This is a genomic window from Vagococcus luciliae (assembly GCF_024637875.1).
Taxonomy (GTDB): Bacteria; Bacillota; Bacilli; order Lactobacillales; family Vagococcaceae; genus Vagococcus; species Vagococcus luciliae.
Map to the genome: position 1 here is coordinate 1,769,886 of NZ_CP102451.1, position 25,735 is coordinate 1,795,620.

General features: G+C 32.7%; 24 protein-coding genes and 1 riboswitch. Of the genes, 3 read left to right on the top strand and 21 right to left on the bottom strand.

Translation table 11 applies throughout. From position 1 onward, the window contains the following. Window positions 1–72 precede the first annotated feature (72 nt). The 4 genes from cmk to G314FT_RS08560 all read right to left on the bottom strand — a co-directional run bounded on the left by cmk (window position 73) and on the right by G314FT_RS08560 (window position 4,020). Window positions 73–762, bottom strand: a complete 690-nt coding sequence (gene cmk, locus G314FT_RS08545) for a (d)CMP kinase (RefSeq protein ID WP_257700576.1) — start codon at window positions 760–762, stop codon at window positions 73–75. Window positions 763–826: 64 nt separating this feature from the next. Further along, complete coding sequence (locus G314FT_RS08550; RefSeq protein ID WP_257700577.1) at window positions 827–1,477, bottom strand: LysM peptidoglycan-binding domain-containing protein; 651 nt, start codon at window positions 1,475–1,477, stop codon at window positions 827–829. A 69-nt stretch (window positions 1,478–1,546) separates the two neighbouring features. Continuing rightward, on the bottom strand, window positions 1,547–2,974 hold the full coding sequence (locus tag G314FT_RS08555) for a RecQ family ATP-dependent DNA helicase (RefSeq protein ID WP_257700578.1): 1,428 nt from the start codon (window positions 2,972–2,974) through the stop codon (window positions 1,547–1,549). Continuing rightward, on the bottom strand, window positions 2,974–4,020 hold the full coding sequence (locus tag G314FT_RS08560) for a YpbB family protein (RefSeq protein ID WP_257700579.1): 1,047 nt from the start codon (window positions 4,018–4,020) through the stop codon (window positions 2,974–2,976). The genes G314FT_RS08555 and G314FT_RS08560 overlap by 1 nt, the downstream gene beginning before the upstream one ends. 27 nt (window positions 4,021–4,047) lie before the next feature. On the opposite strand from G314FT_RS08560, the gene G314FT_RS08565 reads away from it, so the two are divergent. Beyond that, the gene (locus G314FT_RS08565) at window positions 4,048–4,254 is read left to right on the top strand and encodes a ferredoxin (RefSeq protein ID WP_257700580.1); all 207 of its coding nucleotides are present in this window, start codon (window positions 4,048–4,050) and stop codon (window positions 4,252–4,254) included. A 37-nt stretch (window positions 4,255–4,291) separates the two neighbouring features. Here G314FT_RS08565 and G314FT_RS08570 read toward each other — a convergent pair whose 3' ends face one another. The 6 genes from G314FT_RS08570 to xerD form a co-directional block, all read right to left on the bottom strand. Next, on the bottom strand, window positions 4,292–6,154 hold the full coding sequence (locus G314FT_RS08570; protein WP_257700581.1) for an acyltransferase family protein: 1,863 nt from the start codon (window positions 6,152–6,154) through the stop codon (window positions 4,292–4,294). 148 nt (window positions 6,155–6,302) lie between these two features. After that, window positions 6,303–6,881, bottom strand: coding sequence for an ECF transporter S component (locus G314FT_RS08575; RefSeq protein WP_257700588.1), 579 nt, complete (start codon window positions 6,879–6,881; stop codon window positions 6,303–6,305). A gap of 125 nt (window positions 6,882–7,006) precedes the next feature. Continuing rightward, window positions 7,007–7,137, bottom strand: a riboswitch (FMN riboswitch). Between the two features lie 55 nt (window positions 7,138–7,192). Next, on the bottom strand, window positions 7,193–7,915 hold the full coding sequence (locus tag G314FT_RS08580; protein ID WP_257700590.1) for a pseudouridine synthase: 723 nt from the start codon (window positions 7,913–7,915) through the stop codon (window positions 7,193–7,195). Between the two features lie 5 nt (window positions 7,916–7,920). Beyond that, complete coding sequence (gene scpB / locus G314FT_RS08585; protein WP_257700591.1) at window positions 7,921–8,511, bottom strand: SMC-Scp complex subunit ScpB; 591 nt, start codon at window positions 8,509–8,511, stop codon at window positions 7,921–7,923. Continuing rightward, the gene (locus G314FT_RS08590; protein ID WP_257700592.1) at window positions 8,492–9,262 is read right to left on the bottom strand and encodes a segregation/condensation protein A; all 771 of its coding nucleotides are present in this window, start codon (window positions 9,260–9,262) and stop codon (window positions 8,492–8,494) included. Before G314FT_RS08590 ends, scpB begins: the two co-directional genes overlap by 20 nt. A 9-nt stretch (window positions 9,263–9,271) precedes the next feature. Further along, window positions 9,272–10,171: a site-specific tyrosine recombinase XerD gene (xerD, locus tag G314FT_RS08595; protein ID WP_257700593.1), complete on the bottom strand. Its 900-nt coding sequence runs from the start codon at window positions 10,169–10,171 to the stop codon at window positions 9,272–9,274. A gap of 151 nt (window positions 10,172–10,322) precedes the next feature. On the opposite strand from xerD, the gene G314FT_RS08600 reads away from it, so the two are divergent. After that, window positions 10,323–11,120, top strand: coding sequence for a hypothetical protein (locus G314FT_RS08600; RefSeq protein WP_257700595.1), 798 nt, complete (start codon window positions 10,323–10,325; stop codon window positions 11,118–11,120). 26 nt (window positions 11,121–11,146) lie between these two features. Here the strand turns inward: G314FT_RS08600 and fur are convergent, their stop codons facing one another. From fur to dnaE, 6 genes are all read right to left on the bottom strand, one after another. Then, a complete protein-coding gene (fur, locus tag G314FT_RS08605) occupies window positions 11,147–11,602 on the bottom strand; it encodes a ferric iron uptake transcriptional regulator (RefSeq protein WP_257700597.1) in 456 nt (151 codons plus the stop codon). A 97-nt stretch (window positions 11,603–11,699) separates the two neighbouring features. Next, entirely contained in the window at window positions 11,700–12,572 is an 873-nt protein-coding gene (locus G314FT_RS08610; protein WP_257700598.1) for a CvfB family protein, read from the bottom strand. 213 nt (window positions 12,573–12,785) lie between these two features. Beyond that, a complete protein-coding gene (locus tag G314FT_RS08615) occupies window positions 12,786–13,946 on the bottom strand; it encodes an MFS transporter (protein WP_257700599.1) in 1,161 nt (386 codons plus the stop codon). 172 nt (window positions 13,947–14,118) lie between these two features. Then, on the bottom strand, window positions 14,119–15,873 hold the full coding sequence (gene pyk / locus G314FT_RS08620) for a pyruvate kinase (protein WP_257700600.1): 1,755 nt from the start codon (window positions 15,871–15,873) through the stop codon (window positions 14,119–14,121). Between the two features lie 33 nt (window positions 15,874–15,906). Then, window positions 15,907–16,869 (bottom strand): 6-phosphofructokinase, encoded by a 963-nt coding sequence (pfkA, locus tag G314FT_RS08625; protein WP_257700601.1) that lies wholly within the window; start codon window positions 16,867–16,869, stop codon window positions 15,907–15,909. 176 nt (window positions 16,870–17,045) lie between these two features. Next, a complete protein-coding gene (gene dnaE, locus G314FT_RS08630) occupies window positions 17,046–20,366 on the bottom strand; it encodes a DNA polymerase III subunit alpha (RefSeq protein ID WP_257700608.1) in 3,321 nt (1,106 codons plus the stop codon). Between the two features lie 132 nt (window positions 20,367–20,498). On the opposite strand from dnaE, the gene G314FT_RS08635 reads away from it, so the two are divergent. Continuing rightward, entirely contained in the window at window positions 20,499–20,690 is a 192-nt protein-coding gene (locus tag G314FT_RS08635; protein ID WP_257700610.1) for a YjzD family protein, read from the top strand. A gap of 38 nt (window positions 20,691–20,728) precedes the next feature. Here the strand turns inward: G314FT_RS08635 and G314FT_RS08640 are convergent, their stop codons facing one another. The 5 genes from G314FT_RS08640 to G314FT_RS08660 all read right to left on the bottom strand — a co-directional run bounded on the left by G314FT_RS08640 (window position 20,729) and on the right by G314FT_RS08660 (window position 25,039). Further along, entirely contained in the window at window positions 20,729–21,946 is a 1,218-nt protein-coding gene (locus tag G314FT_RS08640) for a multidrug efflux MFS transporter (RefSeq protein ID WP_257700611.1), read from the bottom strand. A 140-nt stretch (window positions 21,947–22,086) separates the two neighbouring features. After that, window positions 22,087–22,260 carry a hypothetical protein gene (locus G314FT_RS08645; protein ID WP_257700612.1) on the bottom strand — a complete coding sequence of 58 codons (174 nt, stop codon included), beginning with the start codon at window positions 22,258–22,260 and terminating at the stop codon, window positions 22,087–22,089. Window positions 22,261–22,365: 105 nt separating this feature from the next. After that, a complete protein-coding gene (locus G314FT_RS08650) occupies window positions 22,366–23,727 on the bottom strand; it encodes an MFS transporter (protein WP_257700613.1) in 1,362 nt (453 codons plus the stop codon). Between the two features lie 162 nt (window positions 23,728–23,889). Continuing rightward, window positions 23,890–24,606, bottom strand: coding sequence for a gamma-glutamyl-gamma-aminobutyrate hydrolase family protein (locus G314FT_RS08655; protein WP_257700614.1), 717 nt, complete (start codon window positions 24,604–24,606; stop codon window positions 23,890–23,892). A gap of 55 nt (window positions 24,607–24,661) precedes the next feature. Next, window positions 24,662–25,039, bottom strand: a complete 378-nt coding sequence (locus G314FT_RS08660) for a hypothetical protein (RefSeq protein ID WP_257700615.1) — start codon at window positions 25,037–25,039, stop codon at window positions 24,662–24,664. Window positions 25,040–25,735: the final 696 nt, after the last annotated feature.

Consider the following 25,735-nt stretch of genomic DNA (forward strand, 5'->3'; position numbering starts at 1 on the left):
CTCCTAAGCAACACTTACTTGATTTTTACTACTTACTTATATTCTACATAAAATAAAAAGACTTTACTAGTATTATCTATTATTTTGAGATGAAATTACCTTTTTAAGTTCATTTTCTATAACTTTTACAACTTCTTCTATAGATAATCCTGTTGTATCCACTTTTATGGCATCATTTGCTTGAACTAAAGGAGACTCTTTCCGATGTGAGTCGTAATAATCCCTATCTTCTATTTCTTTTTGTAGTTCGTCTAAGCTTGTCATAATGCCTTTTGTTCTATTTTCTTTATAACGACGTTCCGCTCTTTCTTTAACACTTGCGACTAAAAATATTTTTAAATCCGCATCCGGTAAGACAACCGTTCCAATATCTCGACCATCCATCACAATATTTTGCGAAGCTGATATATTTTTTTGACGATTAACTAATTCGTGTCTAACTTCTTTAATAGCCGCCACTTCAGACACATGGTTTGTTACGTCTGGCATACGAATCGCATCTGTTACATCCACTCCATTAGCATAAACATGTTGAATGCCTTCAACATAATCAAAAGAAATCTTTAGATGAGATAAAGCATTCATTAATTCATCAGTGTTTTTTAAATTAATTTTATGTTCTAAAGCATGATACGTCACAACGCGATACATTGCGCCTGTATCACAATAAATATATCCCATTTTTTTGGCTAAAATTTTTGCTACCGTACTTTTTCCAGCAGATGCTGGTCCATCAATTGCCACTTGAATCTGTTTACTCATCGACGTCTTTCCTCTTCCTTTTTACACTAATCAAAAAGCCGCCCTAAGACGACTCAAATGATTGTTATTTCACTCTAATTGCTTGCCCCGGTTGAACATTTTCAGCTGTCACACCTGGATTTAATTGATAAAGTTGGTCTAAAGAAATACCAGCTTCTTGAGAAATTTTCCATAATGATCTTGTGCTATCTCCTTGACCATATGACACAGTTCCACCACCAGGGGTTTGAGATGCTGTTTGACCTTGATTTTGTTGTGTTGTATTATTTTGCTCTGTTTCAGTTTGAGCTTCTTGACCTCTTGTTGATGGGTCATTTTTAGGTACTTCCACGTCACTAAAAGATTCAGAAGTGCTTTCTACAGTAGTAGATGAAGATTCTGTCATTTCAGTACTAGATTTTGCTGACTCTGTTGATTTTGTTTCAGATTCTTTTGTAGTGCTACTACTAACAACACTCGTTGAACTAGTTGGTGATGCCGTTTTCCCACTATTTAAATTTCCACTCATTTGAGAATAAATAATGGCACCAGTAGGAATTAAGACAATCAAAAATAATATCACAATAATACTGACTACAAACCAAGTTCTTTTTTCAGATTTAGAACGTCTATTAGTTCTTGAACCATCATCTTCATATATTTCTTGATCCCAAGATTCTTGCTCGTTTAATTCTTCTTTTTTATCTTCTGTTAAATTATTCTTATCCTTACTCAAAAATACTACCTCCTCAAAATATCTGAAACCATTTTATCATAATTAGCACAATATGTCGCTCTAAAACCTTTAAAAAAACATTTTTTCTAATTTATCTTGTGAATTTATGAATGTTACTTCTTTTTTTTCTTCTGTTCTAAACACATTGATATCAGGTTGGTCATGTTGGCAATTATCACAACAACTCTGCTGTCCATTATCTTGGTGTTCACCAAAATAATGTTGTATTAACTCACGCCTACAATTGCTACTCTGACAATATTCTATCATGTTATAAAGGTTTAATTCATGTTGTCTCTTCTTTCTCATTAAGTTTTCTTTATAAAAAAGCCACCCTTGATGGGTCATGTCAATTTGATTCAACCATTTTTTTTGTCCTTCAGTCATAGCTAACTCAAATATTTTTCGTTCTTCAACAGATTTATTTTCTAAAAATAATAAATCCTCTTTTTCTTGATATGTTTGCTCCTGCAAGAAAAAATGAATCTGTTCATCACCAGGTTGGTATAAAATTAAAGATAAACTTTGGTGACCATCTCGACCCGCACGACCTGATTCCTGAACAAAATTTTCTAAGCTATTTGGCAAATGATAATGAATCACAAATCGAATATTCACCTTATTAATTCCCATGCCAAATGCACTCGTTGCACACAATACACGTACCTCGTCATAAATAAATTGCTCCTGAATTCGAATACGATCATCATTAGACAAATCAGCATGATAGCTTTGTACGGTATAGGGAAGCCTTTGATTGAGCCATTCAGCCACTCTATCTGCTTCTTTTTTACTAGAAAAATAAATGATTCCCGGTACTTGTTTATCTGTCAAAAAAGACTCTAAGTAAAGGAGTTTATCATCTGTTTCAACTACTTTGTAATAAATATTTTCACGATTCACCGACTCACAAATCTCTACATACTGATTTTCTTCAAATAATTGCTCACAAATATCTTTCTTCACTTCATCAGTCGCTGTAGCAGTCAATGCTAAAATCAAAGGATTTCCTAATTGATTTTTAATCGTTTTTAACGCCAAATAACTTGGTCTAAAATCATGACCCCATTGGGAAATGCAATGTGCTTCATCAACAACAAGTAAGCTGATATGTAATAATTTAAAACAAGCTAGTATATCAGGTTGGCTTAAGGATTCTGGACTGATAAAAATAAAACGATATTGATTTAGATGACTTAACACATATTTTTTTGACCGTTTTTCTAATAAACTATTTATTGCTATGACTGATTTTTCACCTTGTTTTCTTAAAAGAGATACCTGATCTTCCATTAAAGAAATTAGAGGAGACACAACAATCGTTTGTCCATTATTTTGATAGTAACTTGGAAATTGATAACACAAAGATTTTCCAGCCCCTGTTGGCAAAATAGATAGAGTTGATTGTCCATTTAAGATAGACTCAATAGTTTCTTTTTGCCCCTTATGAAACATGTCAAACCCAAATCTTTGTTTTAAAAATCTATCTAATTCCACTACTTATCCCCCTTTTTTCCCAACAAATAAAATTGATAAAACTTAAACTCATAAAATTTTAAGGTCGGTATCTTTGAGACGACTTGTGAATACTTCCAACTCTTATAATTTGGGTATTCTTTAAGATAATCTTCTAAATGTTGATACACTTCTTTTGGTATATAAGACATGTATTCATCAGACGGCTTACTCATACTTATTTCAATAAAATGATCCATAATAGTACTTTCCTTCAGACGTCTCATATGTGCCACTTGTTTAATAGTATGCCCTTTTGATAGTAAATAATCAGTTAAATCAACTGTATCTTGCTCTCTTTCTTTTTCTACCATATCAACTAGCGAGTTCATCAATATATAATGATCACAAGATTCATTTATCTGTATCAACATTTTATGAAGTGCACTTTTATAAAGTAGATACGCATATACTTTATCATAATTTTTTTGTAAAGCTAACTGGGACAAGGTATAACCAACCACCTCATGACCAACTAATTGTCCTACCAAAATATCTTGCTCATCTTCAGTTAAACACTTGATCAATTGCTTCCATTCGCTAAAAAATTCTTTTACTAACTGATCACTATTATGTTGAAATAACCATTGTTTGACTTTTAACTGGTGTATAGGATCATTATCAATTGGTAAATAATTTGCGTTCTGATAACTTTTATAAGAAATAACCTGTGACACGAACAATAAACGTTGCCAAAATACGTCATCATATTTATAAAAATGAAATTCTTTGATAGAAAGTTGAGATAATACGTTATATTTTAATATGTCTTTACCCTGATTCGTTATCTTAACCAATTGACTATCCATTTGCTGTAGATGACCCATTTGAATCAGCGAATGAATACTTGAATTAAATTGCGACTTAGATAATTTAGGAAACAAACAAAAATAATCTAGTAGAGTGTATAATTTTCCGTAACTCAAAACAGAGGTTGTTTTCTTACCTTTTAAAAGATGGTACAATGTAGAGTAGCGCATCACCTCACCTGATTTAAAACAATATAATATCACATCTTCTATGAACAAAAACTATCACCTCAAAGGAGTTTTTTTATGTTATGTAAAATTATACCAGAAAAATGCATTGCTTGTGGCTTGTGTCAATTAAAAGCACCAGATGTTTTTGATTACTATGACAATGGCATCGTACGATTCAAAGACAGCGATCAATTAGAAATTAATTTTAAAGAACCATTACCTGAAGAAATATTATCTGCTTATCAAAAGTGCCCTACTCGTGCTATTGAATTAAAAAAATAAACCTACCAGCTTTCTGAAATGAAAGCTGTAGGTTTTTTTAATTCGGTAATACTTTTAATACTTCTGTTGCTACTAGTTCACTAAAATATTCCCCACCATTTGGAACCAAATGAATACCATCTTCATCAAACCATTCTCTATGACCTTCTGCATAAGATTTCCAATCAATCAAATGGGCATTATTATATTTAGCAGCAGCCTTAGCTAACGTATCATTTACAGATGCTTGCCAGGGTCTATCAACTAAAGTATTGACAAAAAAGACTGACCTATTACCAAGTTGCTGCATCATTTTATCAATATCACTTTCTTTAAAACTTCCATTTGTACCTAAAACGACTAATACCACGTCACCAAGCTGTTTATTTTTATTTAACTTTTCAAAAATCTCTTGACTATCAACTAATTGACGACCAACTTCTGCGTCAATATGACTCTTTGGAAAATAAGTTTGTAATTCTGGTGCAGCACTCAGTAACACAGAATCTCCTACAGCCCCCAGAGAAACTTTAGCAATTTTCTCTTTTTGAACGGAACTAAGACCTGCAGGTGAGTCTGTTTCTGAGCTATCAGACGTTTCTGTCGTACTTTTTTGTTCGCTACTAGATGTATTAGTCGTTGACGTGGCTTTTTTCTCACTCGATTGAGATAACTCTTTGTTATGCTGTTCAACAGCCTGTTTATTTTGCTCTAATTTCTTTTGAAGTGCAACAGCAGAATCCATTTTACCTGATGGCGAAACAGCGACACCATATACAAAGGTTCCTAAAAATAATACTAGTACCACTAAAACGGGAATATTTTTTTTGAAAAGTGATTCAATTAACCCAATCAACTCTTTCATAGTACCAACTCGTCTTAAACGACTGACTAAACGATACGTTAACTCAGATAAGATACCAATGATCACTAACTGAATCACGCCATGCATGAGAGCGTTCGTTCCATCCCATTTTAATTGATCTGTATACACAACCATAACAGGTAATTGCCATAAATAAATTTCATAACTTCTAGAGCCTATCCAACGAATGATTGGATTAGTTAACGCGTTACTAAATCCTTCTATTTCGACAATTAATCCTAAAACAATCATTGCAATCACACTGAATAACAACATACCACCACGATAAACAAAAGCATTATTATCAGAAAAAAGAACAAACGACCCTATTATTAAAATAAGTCCAGTGATAAAAACTAATAGTTTTTTTCCAAAATGAATTGATGTTATTCTTTCTTCTTGCGTTCTTAATAAAAAAGCTAAGGATGACCCTAACATGACCGAAAAAAGTCGTGTATCTGTTCCATAATAAATGCGATTAATGGATTCTGGTGTATAAAATGCCATCATCAACACAGCCGATAATCCAGTGATAAATAAAATAAATTGATTTATTTTTTTATAATCTTTTACTTTATACAATAAAATCGCTAAAATAATTGGCCAAAATAGATAAAACTGCCCCTCAATCGATAGAGACCACAAATGTGTAAAAGGTGACTCATTCGAAAAACGATCGAAATAAGAAAAACCATTCGCTATCTGCCAAAAATTATTAACATTAAATAAACTCGAGGCAATAATTGCTTTAAAATTTAATAAGTATTTGCGAGAAATAAATGCAAACACGCTTCCTGTTACAATAAAGAGAACAATTAAGGAAGGATAAATTCGCTTGACTCGTCTAAAATAAAAATCGCGAATTTTAATTTTTTGTCTACTTTCCCACTCAAATAGGAGTATGTCTGTCATTAAATAGCCTGAAATGACAAAAAATAAAGGAACTCCTAAAAAACCTCCTGATACCGATTGGGGCATCAAATGGTATAGGATGACCCCGATGACTGCGATTGCCCTTAAGCCATCAATCCCTTTGATATATTTTCTTTTGCGCATGTTCATACTCCTCTATAAAAAAACGATATATAACATATATTAAATTAAGTTTACAAATATTTCAAACATATTTGTCTAATTTTTATATTTTCTTATAAACTATTTTAACGATAACAAAAAAACAACCATCATCTGGCTGTTTAATAACTTAATTTCTAACTTTTTTTGCGAGTCTTTTTTCAAGTACTGGTATGACTTTTTTGTAAACAACAAAGAATGCCACCCCAACTGCTGTTCCTTTAATTAGGTTAAATGGTATAATTCCGTAAAGAATCATGGTTGCAATAGACATACCAAAATCCATTCCCAGTACATTTAAATAAAATGGTGTAATAACAAAATAATTTGCTACACTCATGAAAATTGTCATTGAAACTGTGGCATAAATAATGCCTTTAACTAAATTTTTATTTGTATGTTGTTTTTTCATTAAACTATAAATTGGTAACAAATAACATACTGTTGCTAAGAATCCTGCACCATTTCCGATTAACGCACCAAGATTCCCACCGCTTGTCACAAAATTTAATGTCGAACGAATAAATGCAACCAAAATACCACTAATTGGGCCATATAAAAAAGTGCCAATTAAAATAGGTATATCGCTAAAATCTAATTTTAACCAACCAAATACTGGTAAAATTGGTATCTCAAGAAACATTAAAAGATACGCAATCCCTGCTAATAGTGATAATGTCACCATTTTTTCTGTCTTACCTGTGTTCATAAGAAAATCCCCCTATTCAGGACCATCCCCGGAAAAGACTTGGATCAAGTACACAAAAAAACTGCTTTCTTGCCGTTTACGCGCGCAAAAAAACAGTGGTTTACTTGATTGTATACTCAAATAAGCCCTATCTTCTTTACTCCAGACTCTAACTGTCGGTATTGGAATTTCACCAAATCGGCCATTCATCATAAGATAAATGGTTCGTGGACTTTAACCACCGGTCGGGAATTACACCCTGCCCGTGAAGACGACCTTTAATATTTTTATAATTTTATTATATCCTATTTATTTAAAAAATCAATAAAAACTTACTCTTTATTAGCTAAAACATATAACTGACTCACTTCTTTTTTAGTTAATTCTCTGTAATCGCCAGGATTTAACCCAATTAAATCAAGAGTTCCAACTTTTTCACGTTTCAATTTCATTACTGGAAATCCAACAACAGACAACATATTCTTCACTTGATGATTACGGCCTTCATGAATAATCAATTCCACGACTGACGTTCCTTTTCTATGATCAGTTGATAGCACTTTAAATCTAGCTGGTGCCGTTTTTCGCCCTTCAATACGAATACCATTACGTAATGGTTTTAACGCCTCTTTTGTTGCAATACCTTTTACTTTTGCTACGTAAACTTTATCAATCTCATGTTTTGGATGAGTCAATAAATTGGCAAACTCGCCATCATTAGTCATTAATAATAAACCAGATGTATCATAATCTAGACGTCCCACTGGGAAAATACGTTCAGGTACTCTGGTAAAGTAGTCATTAACGACTGGACGATCTTTATCATCTGAAACAGCTGAAATGACATTTTTTGGTTTGTAAAATAAATAATAAACTGGCTGTTCTTGATAAATTGGAACTCCATCAACTTCAATTTTATCAGATGGGTTCACTTTAACACCTAATTCTGTTACTTTCTTTCCATTAACTGTCACACGCCCTGCTTGGATTAATTCTTCTGATTTCCTTCTTGAAGCCACACCACAATGTGCCATCACTTTTTGTAATCGTTCCATTCTTTTCACTCTTCTTTCTTCTCATCAAATTGCTCTTTAAATCGGTCAAAAAATAAATTGGTTGACTCATTATCTTCATCTAATTCTCCATCCAACTCATGAATATCTGGTAAATCATCCATACTTTTTAATCCAAAATAATCAAAAAAGTAAGCCGTTGTTCCGTATAAAATTGCTCGTCCAGGACCTTCTACTCGTCCCTTTTCTTCAATCAACTGTTTATGTACTAATCGTTGGATTGAACCAGAACTTTGAACCCCTCTAATCTGTTCAATTTCTGAACGAGTAATGGGTTGCTTATAAGCAATAATAGCTAACGTTTCTAAAGCTATTTTTGATAATTTTTGATTAACAGATGACTGTGCGTAATGTTTTAATAATTCTGCCATTTTCTTTTTAGTTGTCATCATAAATCGGTCGCCAATTTCTAAAATAGTCAAGGCACTACTAGTATCTATATCATATTTTTCTTTTAATTTTTCTACAGCTTGATAAACGTCTGCTGTTGTTTCTTGTGTTATATGGCTTAATTCACTAATACGAATGCCTTCTTCACCTGAAACAAATAATAATGCTTCAATTTTCTGAACTAACATCTGTTGTACCTTCTTTTTTATAAATCTTAATCATATCATCGCTACTTGATTGTTTCACAACCAACTCTCTATTTTTTATTAACTCTAATATAGCTAAAAACGTCATGACAATTTCTGAGCGTATATAATGAGTAAATAAATCTGTAAATAACACAGACTCTCCACTAGATAACTTCTCTACCTTAGACATCACAAAACCAATTCGATCATCAATTGTATAATCTTCCATGACTATATTTGTCTCAAGTGGTTCCATCTCTTTAGCTCGCATCATCACATCATGTATCGCTAAAAATAAATCAATGGTTGTTATTTCATTTGGTTCAAGTGGCACTGCTTCTTTTTGATACATGGATAAATCAGTGGCTTCTTTCGTAAAATAATCACCACGTTCTGTTTCCATTTCTTTAAGCACAGTGGCAACATACTTAAATTTCTTATAATCAAGTAATTGCTGAACCAATGCCTCTCTTGGATCAACTGCTTCGAATTCATTATCTTCAGCTAGCTCTATGACTTCTTGCGGTAATAACATCTTACTTTTTATCGACATCAAAGTAGCTGCCATTACTAAAAATTCCCCTGCAATCTCCAAATCAAGCGTACGCATCGTTTGAATGTATGTCATATATTGCTCTGTAATCTCAGCAATTGGAATATCATAAATATCTATTTCCAAAGTTTTAATCAAATGAAGCAGCAAATCAAGTGGCCCTTCAAAAATATCCAATTTTACCTGTAATTCTTCCATTTTGTCCCCTCACGCTCTTGGAAAGTGCTCTTTATACACGTCTGCCAAACGTTGTTTACTAATATGTGTATAAATTTGTGTGGTTGAAATATCTGCATGTCCCAATAATTCCTGAACAATACGTAAATCAGCTCCATTTTCTAATAGATGAGTAGCAAAACTATGACGTAACGTGTGTGGTGTTACATCTTTAGTAATACCTGCCTGACTCACGTAGACTTTTAAATTTTTCCAAATACCTTGTCTTGAAAAACCTTTCCCTTGATAATTTAAAAATAAAAAATCATTTGAAATATCTGTTTTATTTTTAATTGAAAGCTCAGGTCTAGATTCCTCTAAATACCTATTAATCCAATGAATTGCTTGATCCCCTAAAGGAACAATTCGCTCTTTATCCCCTTTTCCTAACGTTTTTAACAACCCGATAGATAAATGCAAATCACTCAATTTTAATGTGATCAACTCGGTTACACGAAGACCAGTCGCATACATCACTTCCAAAATTGCTCTGTCTCTTATGCCTAATATCGTTGTCGTATCAGGAGATTCTATAATTTTTTCGACTTCTTCTATGGATAATGTTTTAGGCAACGTTTGTCTTTTTTTCGGTGTATCAATATATTGCATAGGATCTGATTCAGTATAGCGTTCTTGACGAAGAAATTGATGAAATTTTCTCAAACTTGAAACCATGCGAATGATTGTCGTAGATGACTTTCCAGACTCTTTTAAATAAGTCAAAAAATCCATAATCACAAACCGATCAACCTCATCTATTGAAGAAATATTTTTTTCAATTAAGTATGCTTGATACTGGTTTAAATCCCGTTGATAACTCACGATGGTATTTTGTGACAAGCCACGTTCAATTTTTAAAAAATGTAAATACTCTTCAATGTATGTTTTCATAACAAGCCTCCAGTCAATAGTAATCATTTTAACAGTTTTTAATGGCAAATACTATCTTTAAAATATCATGCGAATTTTTTTATTTTACATAGACATTTCAATCGTTAAATTATACAATAAACATATTGGTCAAATGGAAGGAGGAACAGATGTGTTTCCAAAGAAAGAAACATATAAAAACATTGAACTATTAGATTTTTTAAAAATAAATAGTCAAAATTATACAGATGAATTTGAACTTATTTATCAACATAAAAAAACATATTTTTATCTGTCATTAATTTTTTTCATACCTGTTTCTCTCATTCTCACAATGTTTGTTATGGTTGAATTTCCAGTTCCTTGGTGGTCTGCTCCGATATTCCTAATCTTTTTTTCTATTATGGGATTTTTCTTTATATCGATGCCTATCTACCAATCATTTATAAAAGAATGTCAAGAGGCAGAAAAATACGTTGGTCAAAGAATCGATGAACATTTATCTGAACTTGCTAAACAAGAGTTTTTCAGTAAAGATGCTAAGGTAAAACGTTTATTAAACCAAGAGTTTGAACTTATTGCGTTAACAAGTGCCACAAGAGACGATCTCAATATCATCTTAGAAAACCAATCACTTACTACAGCAACCTGCCCAATCATCAACAAAAACAATCCAGAATACAAACAATCTAAACGAATTTTCTATGAAAAGAGGCCATTAAATCCTGTTATTATGGTGAAACTTAATCTAATAAACAGAACAACCAAAAAACTATCAAAACAAATTATTTTACCAATAGAGTTTGAGTTAGTCAGAGGACTGGTCAGTGAGCAAATTATTTTTTTTGAAAAAGAAAATTATTTAGTTAACCCATCGATTCATATTGATGCAGACAATTTTAAATTTCTCTATGTACCTAACAGAGAGGATTTTTTAAGAAGGGAACACCCACCACTTTATATAGAATAAAAAAACAAGTGATCTATTTATTAGAATCACTTGTTTTTTTCTTGGCAAGCCTGACAGATACCATGAAATGTTAGGCGATGATCTGTTACTTTAAAAAAGTAATGATTTTCGACTATCTTTTCAACCTCACCTAATAAGTCTTCTTCAATTTCATCGATATTTCCACATTCTAAACAAAGAAGATGATGATGAAAATGTTTAGCACCTTCTTTTCGCATATCATACCTTGCTAGGCCATCATTAAAATTCACTTTATCTAAAATACTTAATTCTGTCAACATTTCAAGCGTACGGTAAACAGTCGCTAACCCAATATCTGGTGTTTTTAATTTCACGAGCATATAGATTTCTTCAGCCGATAAATGATCTTTCTCATTTTCTAACAACACTTGTACTGTGGCCTCACGCTGTGGTGTTAGTTTATAGTTTGCTTCATGCAATTGATCTTTTATCCGTTGTAACGCAAGGCTTTGCTGTTCCATAGTAGCTTGCACATCCTTATTTATAATTATTATCATTTAAAAACTCAATGACCTTATATAAATTATAATTTATCTAATGTACAAAATCAACCTATTCTCAATTAGATGATTCATCTTTTATTAGGTATGTCTTACCATCTTTTTGAGTAATTCTTTTTTCTTTCATCAATGAGCCTAACGCTCGCTTAAATTGACCTTTACTGATAGCAAAAGTTTGTTTGATTTCCTCTGGTGTTGATTTATCGCTAAACGGAATCATTCCATCTTTAGAACGTTCTAAAAACGTTAAAATCATTTGTGCATCATCAGAAATAACTTCATACGCACGAGGTTTTAGTGACATGTTTAGCATACCATCTGGACGAACACCAATCACTCGGCCTTCAACAATTTGTCCAAGTCTAGGTTCTTCGTATCTCTCAGATGGATGGATAAAGGCCACATAATGTTCATCTGTAAAGACAAACGTTCCCACCATTTTTAAGCGATACACAACACCAGTAATATTTTTATTTTTCATTGTTTCTTCGTCCGCTGCTTTTGACATAGCTAAAAATGTCATATCATCTGCTAAATTAGCCCAAAGTCTTGCTTTTTCATCAACTGATAATCTCACTAATAATTTATCGCCTTTTTTAGGCCATAATGGTTTCATCTCTGGTAATTCATCAAGCGACACCACGACTTCTTTATCTGGCAATCCAATATCAACAAACACGCCTAAGTCACGTCTTGAATCAACTACTTCAGCAAATCCAAATTTATGTTGTTGAATGTCTGGAATATTAGTCGTAAAAATTCGATCATGTTTTTGATTTTCATATCCAAACCCTTCTACTATGTCTCCTATTTTAAACTCGCCTTCAGATTTATTTAAATGAAATGTCACACCATTTTTTTGCACAAAAAACAACTGATCGTTTTCATCAATAATTAATCCGCTCCACACACTACCTATTAATTCTTTCATGTATTCTGTTCATCCTTTCGTTGTTCTCACATTATATCATAATTTATTCATTAGTTTATTAAAAATTCCAATCAAACTTTTTATCGAATCGATTTAATCTGTTTATTAATACTGTAATAGAGTAAATAACCCCTACCATGAACTATTTGATTTCATCATATGCTATAACATACATAACAAAAGAGATAACTGAGTCAATACTCAATTATCCCTTTATTTTTGTGGTAACTCTTTTTTCCACATTAATGATAAAAAGCTAGTTATTAATAAAACAATAGCTGAAACATAATATGGATAAAAATGATTGATATCAAATAACATCCCTGAAGCCATTGGCCCTAATATATTTCCAAAACTTGTAAAGGTTGAATTTAATCCATTCACTGTCCCTTGTCTATCTCCTGCATGTTTAGATAGGTAGGTTGTAATACCTGGTCGCAATAAATCAAACGCTAAAAACACAACAAAAGTTGATAATACAACAACCCATTTACTATCGGTGAAAGCTATAACACCAACGAATATAGCGCTCGCAAAAAATGACACTCGAATTAATCCGACCTCACCAATTTTCTTGATAATGCCATCAAAGAAAACGACCTGACAAATTAAGGCTAATACTCCACTAACTGTAATAATCGCAGCAATTTCTGATGTACTAAAATTAAAATTGATTGTTGCCATAATACTATAGATGGACTCAAATGATTGTAAACCAAATGATGAAATTAAAATCACGATAAACGGAAATGTAAAAATGGGATCTTTTAAAATATCCATAACAGAACCTTTTTCTGCAACTTGACCATGCACTAATTGCTTCTCAGGCTCTTTTAAAATTAACATTGTCATAATAAACCCGATAAAAGATAAGATAGCTGCCGCAAAAAAAGGCACTCGCATTCCAAAATGAGCTAGAAATCCACCAACTCCAGGACCAATAATAAATCCACCACTAATGGCGGCAGATACTAACCCCATAGCTTTTGGACGTTCTTCAAATGTTGTGACGTCTGCTACATACGCGGTAACAGATGGCATGATTAATGCCGCAGCAATCCCACCAAGTCCACGAGAGATGTACAACCAACTAACAACTTGACCTAAACCAAAAATTAATTCAGATACTGCAAAAATTAACATGCCAGTTGCAATAATTAATTTTCGACCGACTTTATCTGATAAACTACCAGCAATAGGTGACACAATTAACTGTAAAACAGCAAAAACAGAAATCATCAATCCCATTGTTGAGCCAGATAAATGCATATCTTCCTTTAACATTGGCATAACTGGAATAACTAAGCCAGCTCCTAAAAACACTAAAAATAGATTTGAAATGGCCAGATACATCATATTTTTTTTATTTGTCATATGTTTTCTCCCTTCTAAAAGTCTAATCTAGACCATTCTACACACCACTTTAAAAAAAAGCCATAGTTATTTAAAAATATTTTTTTAACCCGCTTTTTATACACATAGACAAATAAAGAGCAGGAGCTAACCACTCCCACCCTTATTTTGTTAAACAATCATCATTTACTCATTAAATAGTTGTTTCGCCTTCATAGATAAATCCTTGGCGTGAATCAACTGTTAACACAGTACCGCTTGAGATAAGTGATGTTGCATTTTCAACTCCAACAACAACTGGAATATTTTCCGCAATTGCCACAACTGCTGCATGGCTTGTTAATCCACCTTCTTCAACGATAAGAGCTGAAGCTTTTTTAATTGCTGGCATATAATCTTTATCAGTTGTTTTTACAACTAAGATAGCATCTTCTTCCATAGAATCATTTGCTTCTTGAGCTGAAGTTGCTACAACTGCTTTAGCAGAAACGGCTGTATCACCAATTCCTTGTCCATCACATAATTTAGAACCAATTAACTGAATTTTCATTAAGTTAGTTGTTCCTTTTTCACCAATAGGAGCACCAGCAGTAATGATAATCAAATCTCCTTCTTTAGAGAATCCAGTTTCTTTAGCAATTTTAGTTGCTAAACCAAACATATCATCAGTTGAATCTGGTTTAGTTGTAACAGTTGGGAATACACCCCAGTTTAATGCTAAACTTCTAGCAACACGGTCAGTAAATGTTGCCGCTACAATATGAGCTTTTGGACGATATTTAGAGATCATACGTGCAGTATGTCCAGATTGAGTTGCCGCTACAATTGTTTGGATATCTAAGTTTTTCGCTGTATGTCCAACTGCTTGACCAATTGATTCAGTCATATCAGTTTTTCTATGTAATTTAAGAGCATAAGCATCACGATCTGTTAAATCAGCTTCTGTACGTACTGCAATATTTCTCATTGTTTTAACTGCTTCAATTGGGTATTCTCCAGCAGCTGTTTCTCCAGATAACATAACAGCGTCAGTTCCATCATAAATTGCATTCGCCACGTCACTTGCTTCTGCACGTGTTGGACGAGGATTTTTTTGCATAGAGTCTAACATTTGTGTTGCTGTAACAACTGGTTTACCTAAAGCATTACATTTTCTAATCATTTCTTTTTGAACAACTGGTACATTTTCTGTTGGAATTTCAACACCCATGTCACCACGAGCAATCATCAATCCATTAGATACTTTTAAGATATCATCTAAGTTATCAATACCTTCTTGGTTTTCGATTTTAGAAATAATTTGAATATGAGTCGCATTTTCTTGTTCTAAAATTTTTGTGATTTCTAATACGTCACTTGGGCGACGAACGAAACTTGCTGCGATGAAGTCAACATCATTTTCAATACCAAAACGAATATCAGCCGCATCTTTTTCAGTGATACCAGGTAAGTTAATACTTACATTTGGTACGTTCACACCTTTTTTATTTTTCAATACACCTTCATTTAATACTTTTGTTACAATTTCTTTATTAACTGAGTCAATTTCAATAACTTCTAAGTCAATTAATCCATCATCTAAAAGGATGTGGCTTCCTACATGAACATCATCAATTAAACCTGGGTATGTAATTGAAAATTTTTCTTTTGTTCCTTCCACTTCGCTCATTGCAATGCGAACAATATCCCCAGTAGTTAATTCAACAATGCCATCTTTCATATTATGAGTACGAATTTCTGGACCTTTTGTATCTAGTAAAAGTGCAATTGTTTTACCAGTAATTTTTGCCGCTTCACGAATGTTTTTAATACGTGCTCCATGTTCTTCAAAGTCTCCATGTGAGAAATTTAAACGAGCAACATTCATCCCTGAGTTCATTAATTCAACTAATGTGTCTACAGATTCACTTGCTGGACCGATTGTACAAACAATTTTTGTTTTTTTCATGTAAAAAACGCTCCTTAGTATTTTTTATTTATATTAGAATGAGATTTGATGATTTAGATCATACAAACTCAAATCTGGCTGATGTTTCTTTTCTTCTAATGTTGCCACAATGTCATTTGCCACAACTTCATTATTTAATGAACCAATACATAGTCCACCTTGACCGTCTTTAAGTAAATCCACAGCAAAGCTTCCAAATTTACTTGCTAGCACACGGTCACGTGCTGATGGAGATCCTCCACGAACAACATGTCCCAACACAGAAACACGTGCATGAAAATCACCATACTCTGCTAATTGATCTGCAAATTTATGACCAGACATAACACCTTCAGCTAAAACAATTAAACAATGTTTTTTACCGCGGTCACGACCTTCACGAATTTTTTTAGCAACTTGTGCCATATCAAAATCATGTTCTGGGATAATAATATCATCTGCTCCACCGGCAACTCCTGCCCATAAAGCGATATCACCAGCATCACGACCCATTACTTCAATAATAAATGTACGTACGTGAGATGTTGCAGTGTCACGTATTTTATCCATTGCATCTAATACAGTGTTAATAGCTGTATCAAATCCAATAGTGTAATCAGTCATTGGAATATCGTTGTCAATTGTTCCTGGAATACCAACTGCTGGGAATCCACGTTTTGTTAATGCCAAAGCACCATGATAACTTCCGTCACCACCAATAACAACTAAACCTTCAATACCGAATTTATTTAATTGTTCAATTCCTTTAAGCTGACCTTCTTCTGTTGAAAATTCTGGATAACGTGCTGAATACAACACAGTTCCTCCACGTTGGATGATATCCCCCACATCTGGAACATCTAATTTACGAATATCACCAGCGACTAAACCAGCAAATCCATAGTTTATACCATAAACTTCCATACCTTCATGAATGGCTTTACGTGTTACCGCACGAATAGCTGCATTCATACCAGGTGCATCTCCACCACTCGTCAAAATAGCGATGCGTTTCATAGTCATAACCACCTTTACTAAGTTGTACTTACTTTTGTATTTTTCATTATGTAAAAAATACTTAAATCCAAAGACTATTCTACCATTATTTTTATGAAATGTCTTCGCCTATCCTATAAAAATTGAAAAAAAATTGAAAATACATTTTTTCTTCTAATGTTTTTTTAAGAAACAGGTTACTTAAATATGATCATTCCTTCACCTAATAAAGAATGGACTTCCTTTATTAAGCTTGGTGTATTATCTACCCAATATGCTTGGTTTAGCAAGGTGTTTTGCCCTTTATGACGAAATACTAAAATAACAGGATTTTCACCATGATGTGATAATAACACACTTTGTAAATCTGCTAACAATTGATTTTTGTCATTTTCAGGTGTTATATTTATGAAACATTTCATAACGCCTTCCATATCCTTAGCTAATTCAACTGTATTGGCTATAATTTGCAATTCTTGATTGTACTTACTTTTTTCTACCTTACCACGAACAACATACACCTCATGTTCACTAAGGATAGATTGTACACTTCGATAAATAGTCGGAAACAATGTAACAGATAATTTTCCAGTTTGATCAGTTCCTTCTAAAAATGCCATGGATTCACCTTTTTTGGTACGTATCTTTTTAATATTAGATGAATAAAATAATACTGTCACTTCTTGATTTGCCAACAAATCTTTAGCTTTCACTATAGGAAGATTAACTAATTTACTTGTATAAAAATCAACCGGATGAGCAGACACATAGGTTCCTAAATAGTCAACTTCTTGCTCTAATTTTTCTTCAATTGTAAAATCTTCACACGTTTCTTTCTTCAAGGTTAACATATCTAATAAATCTACGCTACCACCACTGTATTCAATATTTTGTATCATACTATCTAGGTCAATCATTAATTGTTTACGATTTTGATGCAATCTGTCAAATGCCCCAATATAGATTAATGGTAAAATATTCGCTTTCTTTAACCATTTTCCACTTAAACGAATTAAAAAATTTTCTAATGATTTAAACGGGCCACCTTCTTTTCTTACTGTCAACATGTGTTGAATGAAATCTTTACGAATTCCTTTAACTGAAGAAAAACCATAGATGATTGACCCTTTATAAAAGGTAAAACTGTATTCACTTTTATTAATATCTGGCGGAATAATGACTAAACCTGCCTCTTTTGCTTCTACGATGTATTCATTCATTTTTGCTGGATTATTTTTTACTGAATGCAAAATAGCTTGGAAAAATGCGGTTGGATAATGAACTTTTAAATAAGCCATCTGATAGGCAATAACTGAATAAACTACCGCATGAGACCGATTAAACCCATAATTAGCAAAACGTTCAATGTAATCATAGACTTGCATCGCAACTTCTTTTGTATAGCCTTGGCCCAATGCCCCATTGATAAAATGCTCTCTCTCGGTATCAAGTACTTCTTTGCTCTTTTTACTAATCGCTCGACGTAGAATGTCTGCTTCTCCTAAACTAAATCCTGCCATCTTTGAAGCAACTTGCATAACCTGCTCTTGGTAAACAATCACACCATATGTATAGCCTAATATGTCTTTCAAGCTATCATGCGGGTAATGGATTGCTTCAATACCTTTTTTTCTCTTAACAAACGTATCAATGTTTTCCATTGGTCCAGGACGATAGAGGGCATTCACTGAAGCAATATCTTCAATAGATGTTGGTCCTAATTTACGCAGGACATTCTTAATTCCTTTTGATTCAAATTGAAACACGCCAACAGTATTTCCTTGTCTAAATAGTTCCAACGTTTTGTCATCATCTAAAGGAATATCTTCTAAAGAAAAGTGCTTGCCTGTCTGATATTCGATAGATGACAAGGCATTTCCAATAATGGATAAATTTCTCAATCCTAGAAAATCCATTTTTAATAAACCAATTTCTTCTACTTCTCCCATAGCAAATTGCGTTAATGGAATACCATTGTTTCCTTCTTGCAATGGAATTAGATTTGTTAAATCTTGATCACTAATCACAACACCAGCAGCATGAGTTGATACATGTCTAGGTAATCCTTCAATCCGTTTTGCTGTATCAAAAAGTAATTTATTTTTGTAAGAATGACCTACTAATTCGCGTAATGTTTTCGATTTATCATACGCTTCACTTAATGTAATCTTTAAATCTTTTGGAATGGCATTTGCCCATTTATTCGCTTCATTTTGTGACAAACCAAACACGCGACTAACATCTCTGACAGCCATTTTTGCTGCTAAGGTTCCAAACGTTGCAATTTGCGCGACACGATTTTCACCGTATTTATGGTTAACATATTGAAGTAATTCTTCCCGTCTGTTATCAGGTATGTCCATATCAATGTCAGGCATGGTGTAACGTTCTTTGTTTAAAAATCGTTCAAATAATAACTGATACTGAATTGGATCAACATTTGTTATTTGTAATACATAAGACACAAGAGACCCTGCAGCTGATCCACGACAAGCAGTCACGATATGATGATCTCTAGCATATTTCATCACGTCCCACACGATTAAAAAATAATCATCGTATCCCATCTCATGAATGACGTCTAACTCCATATTCAAACGTGCTTGATACGTTTCGTTCACTTGACCATTTAAGCGAAATGATAATCCCTCTTGACATAATCTATGCAAATAGGTATCAGCCTGTTCATTATTTGGAACTGGAAAGCTTGGCAATAATGTTTGTTGTAGTGGGATTTGTAAATCAATGGATGACACAATCTTTTCAATATTTGACAAAGCTTCATCTAAATTTTTTTCATGATACCATTTAGTAAAATCTACTACTTGAGGTAAATAATAATCACCAGATAATTGTTCAAAATCAAGCGATATCAGCTCTCCGCTATCAATGTGTTCTAACACTGCGACAGAGAAATCATCACTAGGATTTAAATACCGAACATCTTGTAAAGCAACTGGCGGAAGGTTATATTTTTTATAATAATAACCCCAAAAATCTCGTTCTTCCTCTTTCGCTCGTGAAACATTTATACCACCATAAACATCACATTGCTTTAATATGTCTAGTAATTCTATGGTTCTTTTCTCCATTTGCTCACTGCTTGTCGCTCGTTGCAATTGGTATAACTCATTCTTTTGCCAAGGTAGGATAGCGATTAAGTCATTTAAATCATGAAATACATCCCCTAACGAAAAGGATTCTTGCCTTTCAGTCATCGACTTTTTTGTTGCAATTTTCATTAAATGATGATATCCAGACAGATTTTTAGCTAGAAGTATGATCTCTGCTTCCGTTTCTTCTGTTGTTCTATAGGTTAACGTCATTCCAATAATAGGTTTGATGTGTTGTTTTAAACATTCTTGATAAAATATGACGACACCATGAAGGGTATCAATATCTGTTATCGCTAAACTTGTATAGCCACGATTTTTAGCTTCATACACGAGTTCTTCAATGCGATTGGTACTAGATAATAATGAATACTCTGTTCTAACTTGTAACTGTCCCAAATTCATGAAACCCCTCCATTAATTTTCTTATTTTAGTATACCATAATAATCCAATCTCTCTTCATAAACTACTCTAGGAATCCTTTACTTTTAAAGTAAAGATTGGTAAACTAATTCTTGAAAAGAGGTGCATTAAACATGGGAAGAATTGTTGTTTTTATCTGGGCAATTTTATTAGGACAAGTGGTTAGTTATATTGGTGGCGCACTTCATGGTGTGACTGATTATAACTTCACTGGAACTGTGATTGTATCTTTAATTGCTTGTGCCATTGTTATGCTTATTGGTGAAGCGGCAGCGCCAAGTAATACAAAAAAATCTAAAAAATAAAAACATGTAGGAGAATTTTTCTCTTACATGTTTTTTATTTAACGCTTAAATTCATTAATCAACTCACGTATTGATAATTGATGCTTAAAATTAAAAAAACTAATCGTAATATTCATTAAAATCAATAAACTTGTTGCAATAAAGACCGAACGATAACCAAATCCATTAGCAACAAAGGAACCAACCATTGGTCCTGCAACTTGTCCCATACTTGTAAACATTTGGTTAAAACTAAAGATACGCCCAACTCCATTCATTGGTGTAATCTTACTGATTAAGGTATTCACTGACGGCATCAATGCACCTGTTGAAAATCCTAACAGAAAACGACACACGCCTAACTGAAAGGGCGACTGAACAAGTGACATAGGAAAAATAAATAAAAATGATAAGATCAATCCACCTAACAACACATATTGACTCCCAATTCTATCTCCTAATTTCCCTAAAAATGGTGCCGAGAAAAATTCAGATACACCTGCTACAGATACAATTAAACCACTAACAAATAAAATATTATCCGTCTTTCCACCAAGTTCTCTGACATATAGTGTTAAAATAGGACTGATACTTGTCATCCCTATTTGAATAATAGCGGTTGTAATAAATAAACCAATTAATACTTTAGGGTGCTTAATACTTTTAAAAACTTCTTTGGTAGATACCATGTCTTTTTTTTCAACTGGCTCAAAGTCTTCATGAATAAAAAAGATGGTTAATAAAGTCGTAATAAATAAAATACTCCCTGTTACTAAGAAAACATTTTTTATCCCTACTGTTTGTGCTAATAACCCACCAAGTGATGGGCCAATCAAACTACCTGCTACAGCACCAGTGGCAAGAGTTCCCAAAGCCATACCATTTTTGTCCTTTGGTGCTTGGGATGCAATCATTGCCGTAGCATTTGGAACATAACCAGATAATAAGCCATTACAAAACCTCATAAATAACAACCAAAAAACATTTGGAACAAACGCCAATGAGCCCATTGTAATGGTCATTCCTGCTGCAGCTCTTATCATCATTAACTTACGCCCTTTTCTATCTGCTAGACTCCCCCACAATGGAGCAACCATTGCAGCCGATAACGCCGTTAAACTAATAGATAATCCTGCATAAAATTCCACCTTATTACTAGGTGCACCTAATTGTTCAATGTATATTGAAATAAACGGCATCACTAAACTATAACTTGCGCCTGTAAAGAAACAACCAATCCATGCAATATACATGTTTCGTTTCCAGTCAACCTTCATCGAAATTATATTCACCCTTTCATTTATGCATATACATTATACTCCAATGACCTCTAAATGAAAGCACATCGTTCATTTATTATTTATTTTATCAAAAAATTTTACTCTTTAAACATAACTTAAATAATTACTAATTTATCCTATTTTTTATCTATCATATCAAGTTGAATAGACTGTATTGATTTCTCAATTTCTTTTAATTCTTTTTTTATTTTTTTCAGGTGATCCATTTTCATTTGTTGTTTGTATTGTTCATACAATTTAGCTTCTGTTTTTGTCATGTCATCATAAAATTTTTTTCTTATTAAAGCCATTTTTCTAATCACCTCACCCATATCATACGATACTCGCTATAGTTAATCTATATAATAAACTCACATTTTATATTAAATATCGGTTAAAAAAACCTCTAAAAATTATTAGAGGTTTTGTTTATCTTTAAATGTCTTAATAACAAAGAAACTACTGATAAGTAACAAAACAAATAGAGAAATTAAGGCTACTTTCGATCCAGTACTTGTTCCTTGAATAAAATCGCTTTTCCCTGATTGGAATAACCCAACCACAATGGCAACAAATGAGGTGGAAATAGCTCCCATAAATTGTTGTAATGTACTAAAAACAGCATTCCCATCATCTTGTAAGTTTTCTTTTATAGAAGATAATCCAACTGTCATGACATTACTATAAGACAACCCAACACCAATCATAAAAGTGACATGAGATAAAATAATTAATGCAATGTTTCCCGTTTGAATGACCATAATTAACATTAACCAACCTAAAATTGCAAATAAAATTCCCACACCTATTGGCTTTTTAAACCCTAATTTATCTAAAATTTTACCAGATACTGGAGCAAACAATGCCCCGACTAACGCTCCTGGAAACATCATCATCCCTGCATTAGAAGCTGGAACCCCTTGAACGATTTGAATAAAGTTTGGTAAAACAAACGATACACCGAGTAAAAGAATTTGATAAACCAAGAATGACATCAAGTAAATAGTAAACCATGCATTTTTAAAAACAACTAAATTAAGCAATGTTTTTTGTTTATTTGTTTTATAAAATAACCATGCACTAATTAATCCAACTACTAATGCTACCCATCCTAATGGTTGTTCTAAATAACTAAAGAACATCAATAATCCAGTAAACATCACGGATAAATAAAGAACGGCTTTAGCATTAATTGAATCACTCACTGATATTTCTTCTTCTGGAATAGCATATAACCCAACTAAAGTTGACACAATTAAAACAGGAATTAATAATTTATAAATATAGGTCCAATCCAGTGTTGTTGTTAGGACTCCACCATATGTCGGTCCCATCGCTGGGGCAATTGATGTTGTTAAATTACCAATTCCTATCATCATTCCTCTTTTTTCCATTGGAACCTTTGTTAAAATGATATTAAACATTAATGGCAATGCGATCCCTGTTGCAATCCCTTGAAGTACTCGCCCAACGAGCAACATGATAAATCCACCAGCAAAAGCATCAACCACAACACCAACTAAAAACAATAGACTTGAAACCGTAAACAACTTACGACGACTAATATTTTTAATTAAATAAGATGATAGTGGTACAACAATTGAGATCATCAACAGATAAATGGTTGTCACCCATTGTACTTGTGATGTTGAAATATTAAAAGTCTCCATTAACGTTGGAAAGGTAACGTTCATTGCTGTTTCTATTAATACCCCCGAAAAAGCCATCATACCTGTCGCTAATACAGCTAAATTAACATGAAATTTTTTTTCTGACATAAGTTTCCCTCCATTTTTCCATAAAAAAAGCGAAACTTATCCTTAAAGATAAATTTCGCCTCTCTCTCGACACAAGTTAATCTTGTGTTATCTGTACGATTTATTCCTTTATTAGTTTAAAAAAAAAAATGCTACTTGTCAACCAATAAAAGTAAAATAAACTTAAAATGAATTTACAATAAAATCAAACACACCTTTTTCTTTATCATTTACATTATATGAAAAATCTGGATGCCATTGCACACCTAAGATACGATGTTTATCTGTTGAAGATTCAATGGATTCGATAATATGATCATCACTTTTGGCTGTCACTTTTAAATCAGTACCCAATTGATCAACGCTTTGAAAATGAAAAGAATTAACCGTTGTTCTGCTTCCATAAATTTGTGTTAAAATACTATCCTTCTCAAAGAAGATATCATGCGTGGCAACCCATCGCTCAATAGGAGACTGCATGTGTTTTATACGTTCTGGTTGACGCAAACTTAAATCTTGATGTAGGGTTCCTCCTAAGTAGACATTCAATAACTGCATGCCACGGCACACACCAAAAATAGGTTTTTTCTGCTTAATGGCTTCTTCAATAAGAGCTATTTCAAATAAATCTCTTTCTAATAAGGAAAGTGCCTCGCTCGATTGATTAGAGGAATAAAGCGATGGCGATACATTTTGTCCTCCAGTCAAAATTAATTTATCAACCAAATCAATATAGGTTTTAGCTTCTTTAGGTTGACTGATTGGTAAAACAAGGGGGGTTCCTCCGACTTCTTGAACTGCACGAACATAGCCCGCCGGTAAATATGAAATTGGTAAATGATGCAATACTTCTCCTGCATCAACCACTTCATTAGCTGAAATCCCTATAATTTTTTTCATAAAATTCCCCCATTTATGTGTATTTCCATTATTTTAGGGAATTTAACGGACATTGTCAATTAAAATTATTTTGGCTATAGATTGGTGTGAAAGATTTCAAGTCTTTTGGCAAAATAGTTTCATCAATTTTTGTCACAATTTTTTTCTTTTTAACACTATAGTAAAAGTACTCATCATTAGAATCTAACTTAATTACTCCAACATAACGACCTTTTATATTATAAATAGCCAAAGGTAATTCATCGAGTGATTTTTTATCTAAACCATAGTCCTCTTTCACTTCTTTTTTCTTCTCATTATCATATGAATCTATTTTACTAGTTAAGGCACTTTTAACTTCACCATATAATGCTTTATCTCCTATTGCTTTATTACCACATCCTGCTAAAAGAAATAACCCAAATAACACAATCATTAAATAATATTTTTTCATGATTACCTCCAATAATGAACATTTTACTAAATCATAACACAAAATCGATTAACCAAAAAGATATCTTTTTATTTTATTAAAATAACAACTAAAGTTTAGTGTATTGGAGGCCGAAAATGTCAAATTCAAAAATGAAAAAGAATATAAAGAAACCAAAGAACAAATTATCAAAAAAATGAGCTAAATTTAATTTTGAAAAAGATTGGAGGCCGAAAATTTTTGTATGTGTCATATTGCCCCCTCTTATCATTTCTTTAGTCTGAATACCTATTGCAATGTATTTTATTTTAAAAAATTATGTCACAAGTTATGAAATTAATAAGCTTATGTTAACACACAACTCTGGTATCATCTTTAAAAAAAATGATACCTATGATCTTTATCAAATAAAAAAATGATTTATTTAGAGGTGGGTACTTAATTTTAACGATGCAAGATGGAAAAGTGAATAAATTACCCTACATTAAAAACAGCTCAACATTACTACCTTTATTAAGAGAGGTATCCCATTTTGCTAGAAGTGAACAACATGTTCACTCACATGAAATCATGTACTAACCAAAGAAAGTAGGAAAGTAGATCATAAAAGACTGCTTTTCTACTTTTTATTTTAGTTAATTTTAAGATAAGTATCCTATTATATCTTTAAGTTAAGCAAATATTGAAAGGAGTAGCTACTTATGAAAGAATTACTTT

What these genes read in the sequence shown, in the direction of transcription:
- cmk (WP_257700576.1), bottom strand. Translation starts at nt 762, where the DNA reads ATGAGTAAACAGATTCAAGTGGCAATTGATGGACCAGCATCTGCTGGA.
- G314FT_RS08565 (WP_257700580.1), top strand. Translation starts at nt 4,048, where the DNA reads ATGTTATGTAAAATTATACCAGAAAAATGCATTGCTTGTGGCTTGTGT.
- G314FT_RS08570 (WP_257700581.1), bottom strand. Translation starts at nt 6,154, where the DNA reads ATGCGCAAAAGAAAATATATCAAAGGGATTGATGGCTTAAGGGCAATC.
- G314FT_RS08575 (WP_257700588.1), bottom strand. Translation starts at nt 6,881, where the DNA reads ATGAACACAGGTAAGACAGAAAAAATGGTGACATTATCACTATTAGCA.
- G314FT_RS08580 (WP_257700590.1), bottom strand. Translation starts at nt 7,915, where the DNA reads ATGGAACGATTACAAAAAGTGATGGCACATTGTGGTGTGGCTTCAAGA.
- scpB (WP_257700591.1), bottom strand. Translation starts at nt 8,511, where the DNA reads ATGTTAGTTCAGAAAATTGAAGCATTATTATTTGTTTCAGGTGAAGAA.
- G314FT_RS08590 (WP_257700592.1), bottom strand. Translation starts at nt 9,262, where the DNA reads ATGGAAGAATTACAGGTAAAATTGGATATTTTTGAAGGGCCACTTGAT.
- xerD (WP_257700593.1), bottom strand. Translation starts at nt 10,171, where the DNA reads ATGAAAACATACATTGAAGAGTATTTACATTTTTTAAAAATTGAACGT.
- fur (WP_257700597.1), bottom strand. Translation starts at nt 11,602, where the DNA reads ATGGAACAGCAAAGCCTTGCGTTACAACGGATAAAAGATCAATTGCAT.
- G314FT_RS08610 (WP_257700598.1), bottom strand. Translation starts at nt 12,572, where the DNA reads ATGAAAGAATTAATAGGTAGTGTGTGGAGCGGATTAATTATTGATGAA.
- G314FT_RS08615 (WP_257700599.1), bottom strand. Translation starts at nt 13,946, where the DNA reads ATGACAAATAAAAAAAATATGATGTATCTGGCCATTTCAAATCTATTT.
- pyk (WP_257700600.1), bottom strand. Translation starts at nt 15,873, where the DNA reads ATGAAAAAAACAAAAATTGTTTGTACAATCGGTCCAGCAAGTGAATCT.
- pfkA (WP_257700601.1), bottom strand. Translation starts at nt 16,869, where the DNA reads ATGAAACGCATCGCTATTTTGACGAGTGGTGGAGATGCACCTGGTATG.
- dnaE (WP_257700608.1), bottom strand. Translation starts at nt 20,366, where the DNA reads ATGAATTTGGGACAGTTACAAGTTAGAACAGAGTATTCATTATTATCT.
- G314FT_RS08635 (WP_257700610.1), top strand. Translation starts at nt 20,499, where the DNA reads ATGGGAAGAATTGTTGTTTTTATCTGGGCAATTTTATTAGGACAAGTG.
- G314FT_RS08640 (WP_257700611.1), bottom strand. Translation starts at nt 21,946, where the DNA reads ATGAAGGTTGACTGGAAACGAAACATGTATATTGCATGGATTGGTTGT.
- G314FT_RS08645 (WP_257700612.1), bottom strand. Translation starts at nt 22,260, where the DNA reads ATGGCTTTAATAAGAAAAAAATTTTATGATGACATGACAAAAACAGAA.
- G314FT_RS08650 (WP_257700613.1), bottom strand. Translation starts at nt 23,727, where the DNA reads ATGTCAGAAAAAAAATTTCATGTTAATTTAGCTGTATTAGCGACAGGT.
- G314FT_RS08655 (WP_257700614.1), bottom strand. Translation starts at nt 24,606, where the DNA reads ATGAAAAAAATTATAGGGATTTCAGCTAATGAAGTGGTTGATGCAGGA.
- G314FT_RS08660 (WP_257700615.1), bottom strand. Translation starts at nt 25,039, where the DNA reads ATGAAAAAATATTATTTAATGATTGTGTTATTTGGGTTATTTCTTTTA.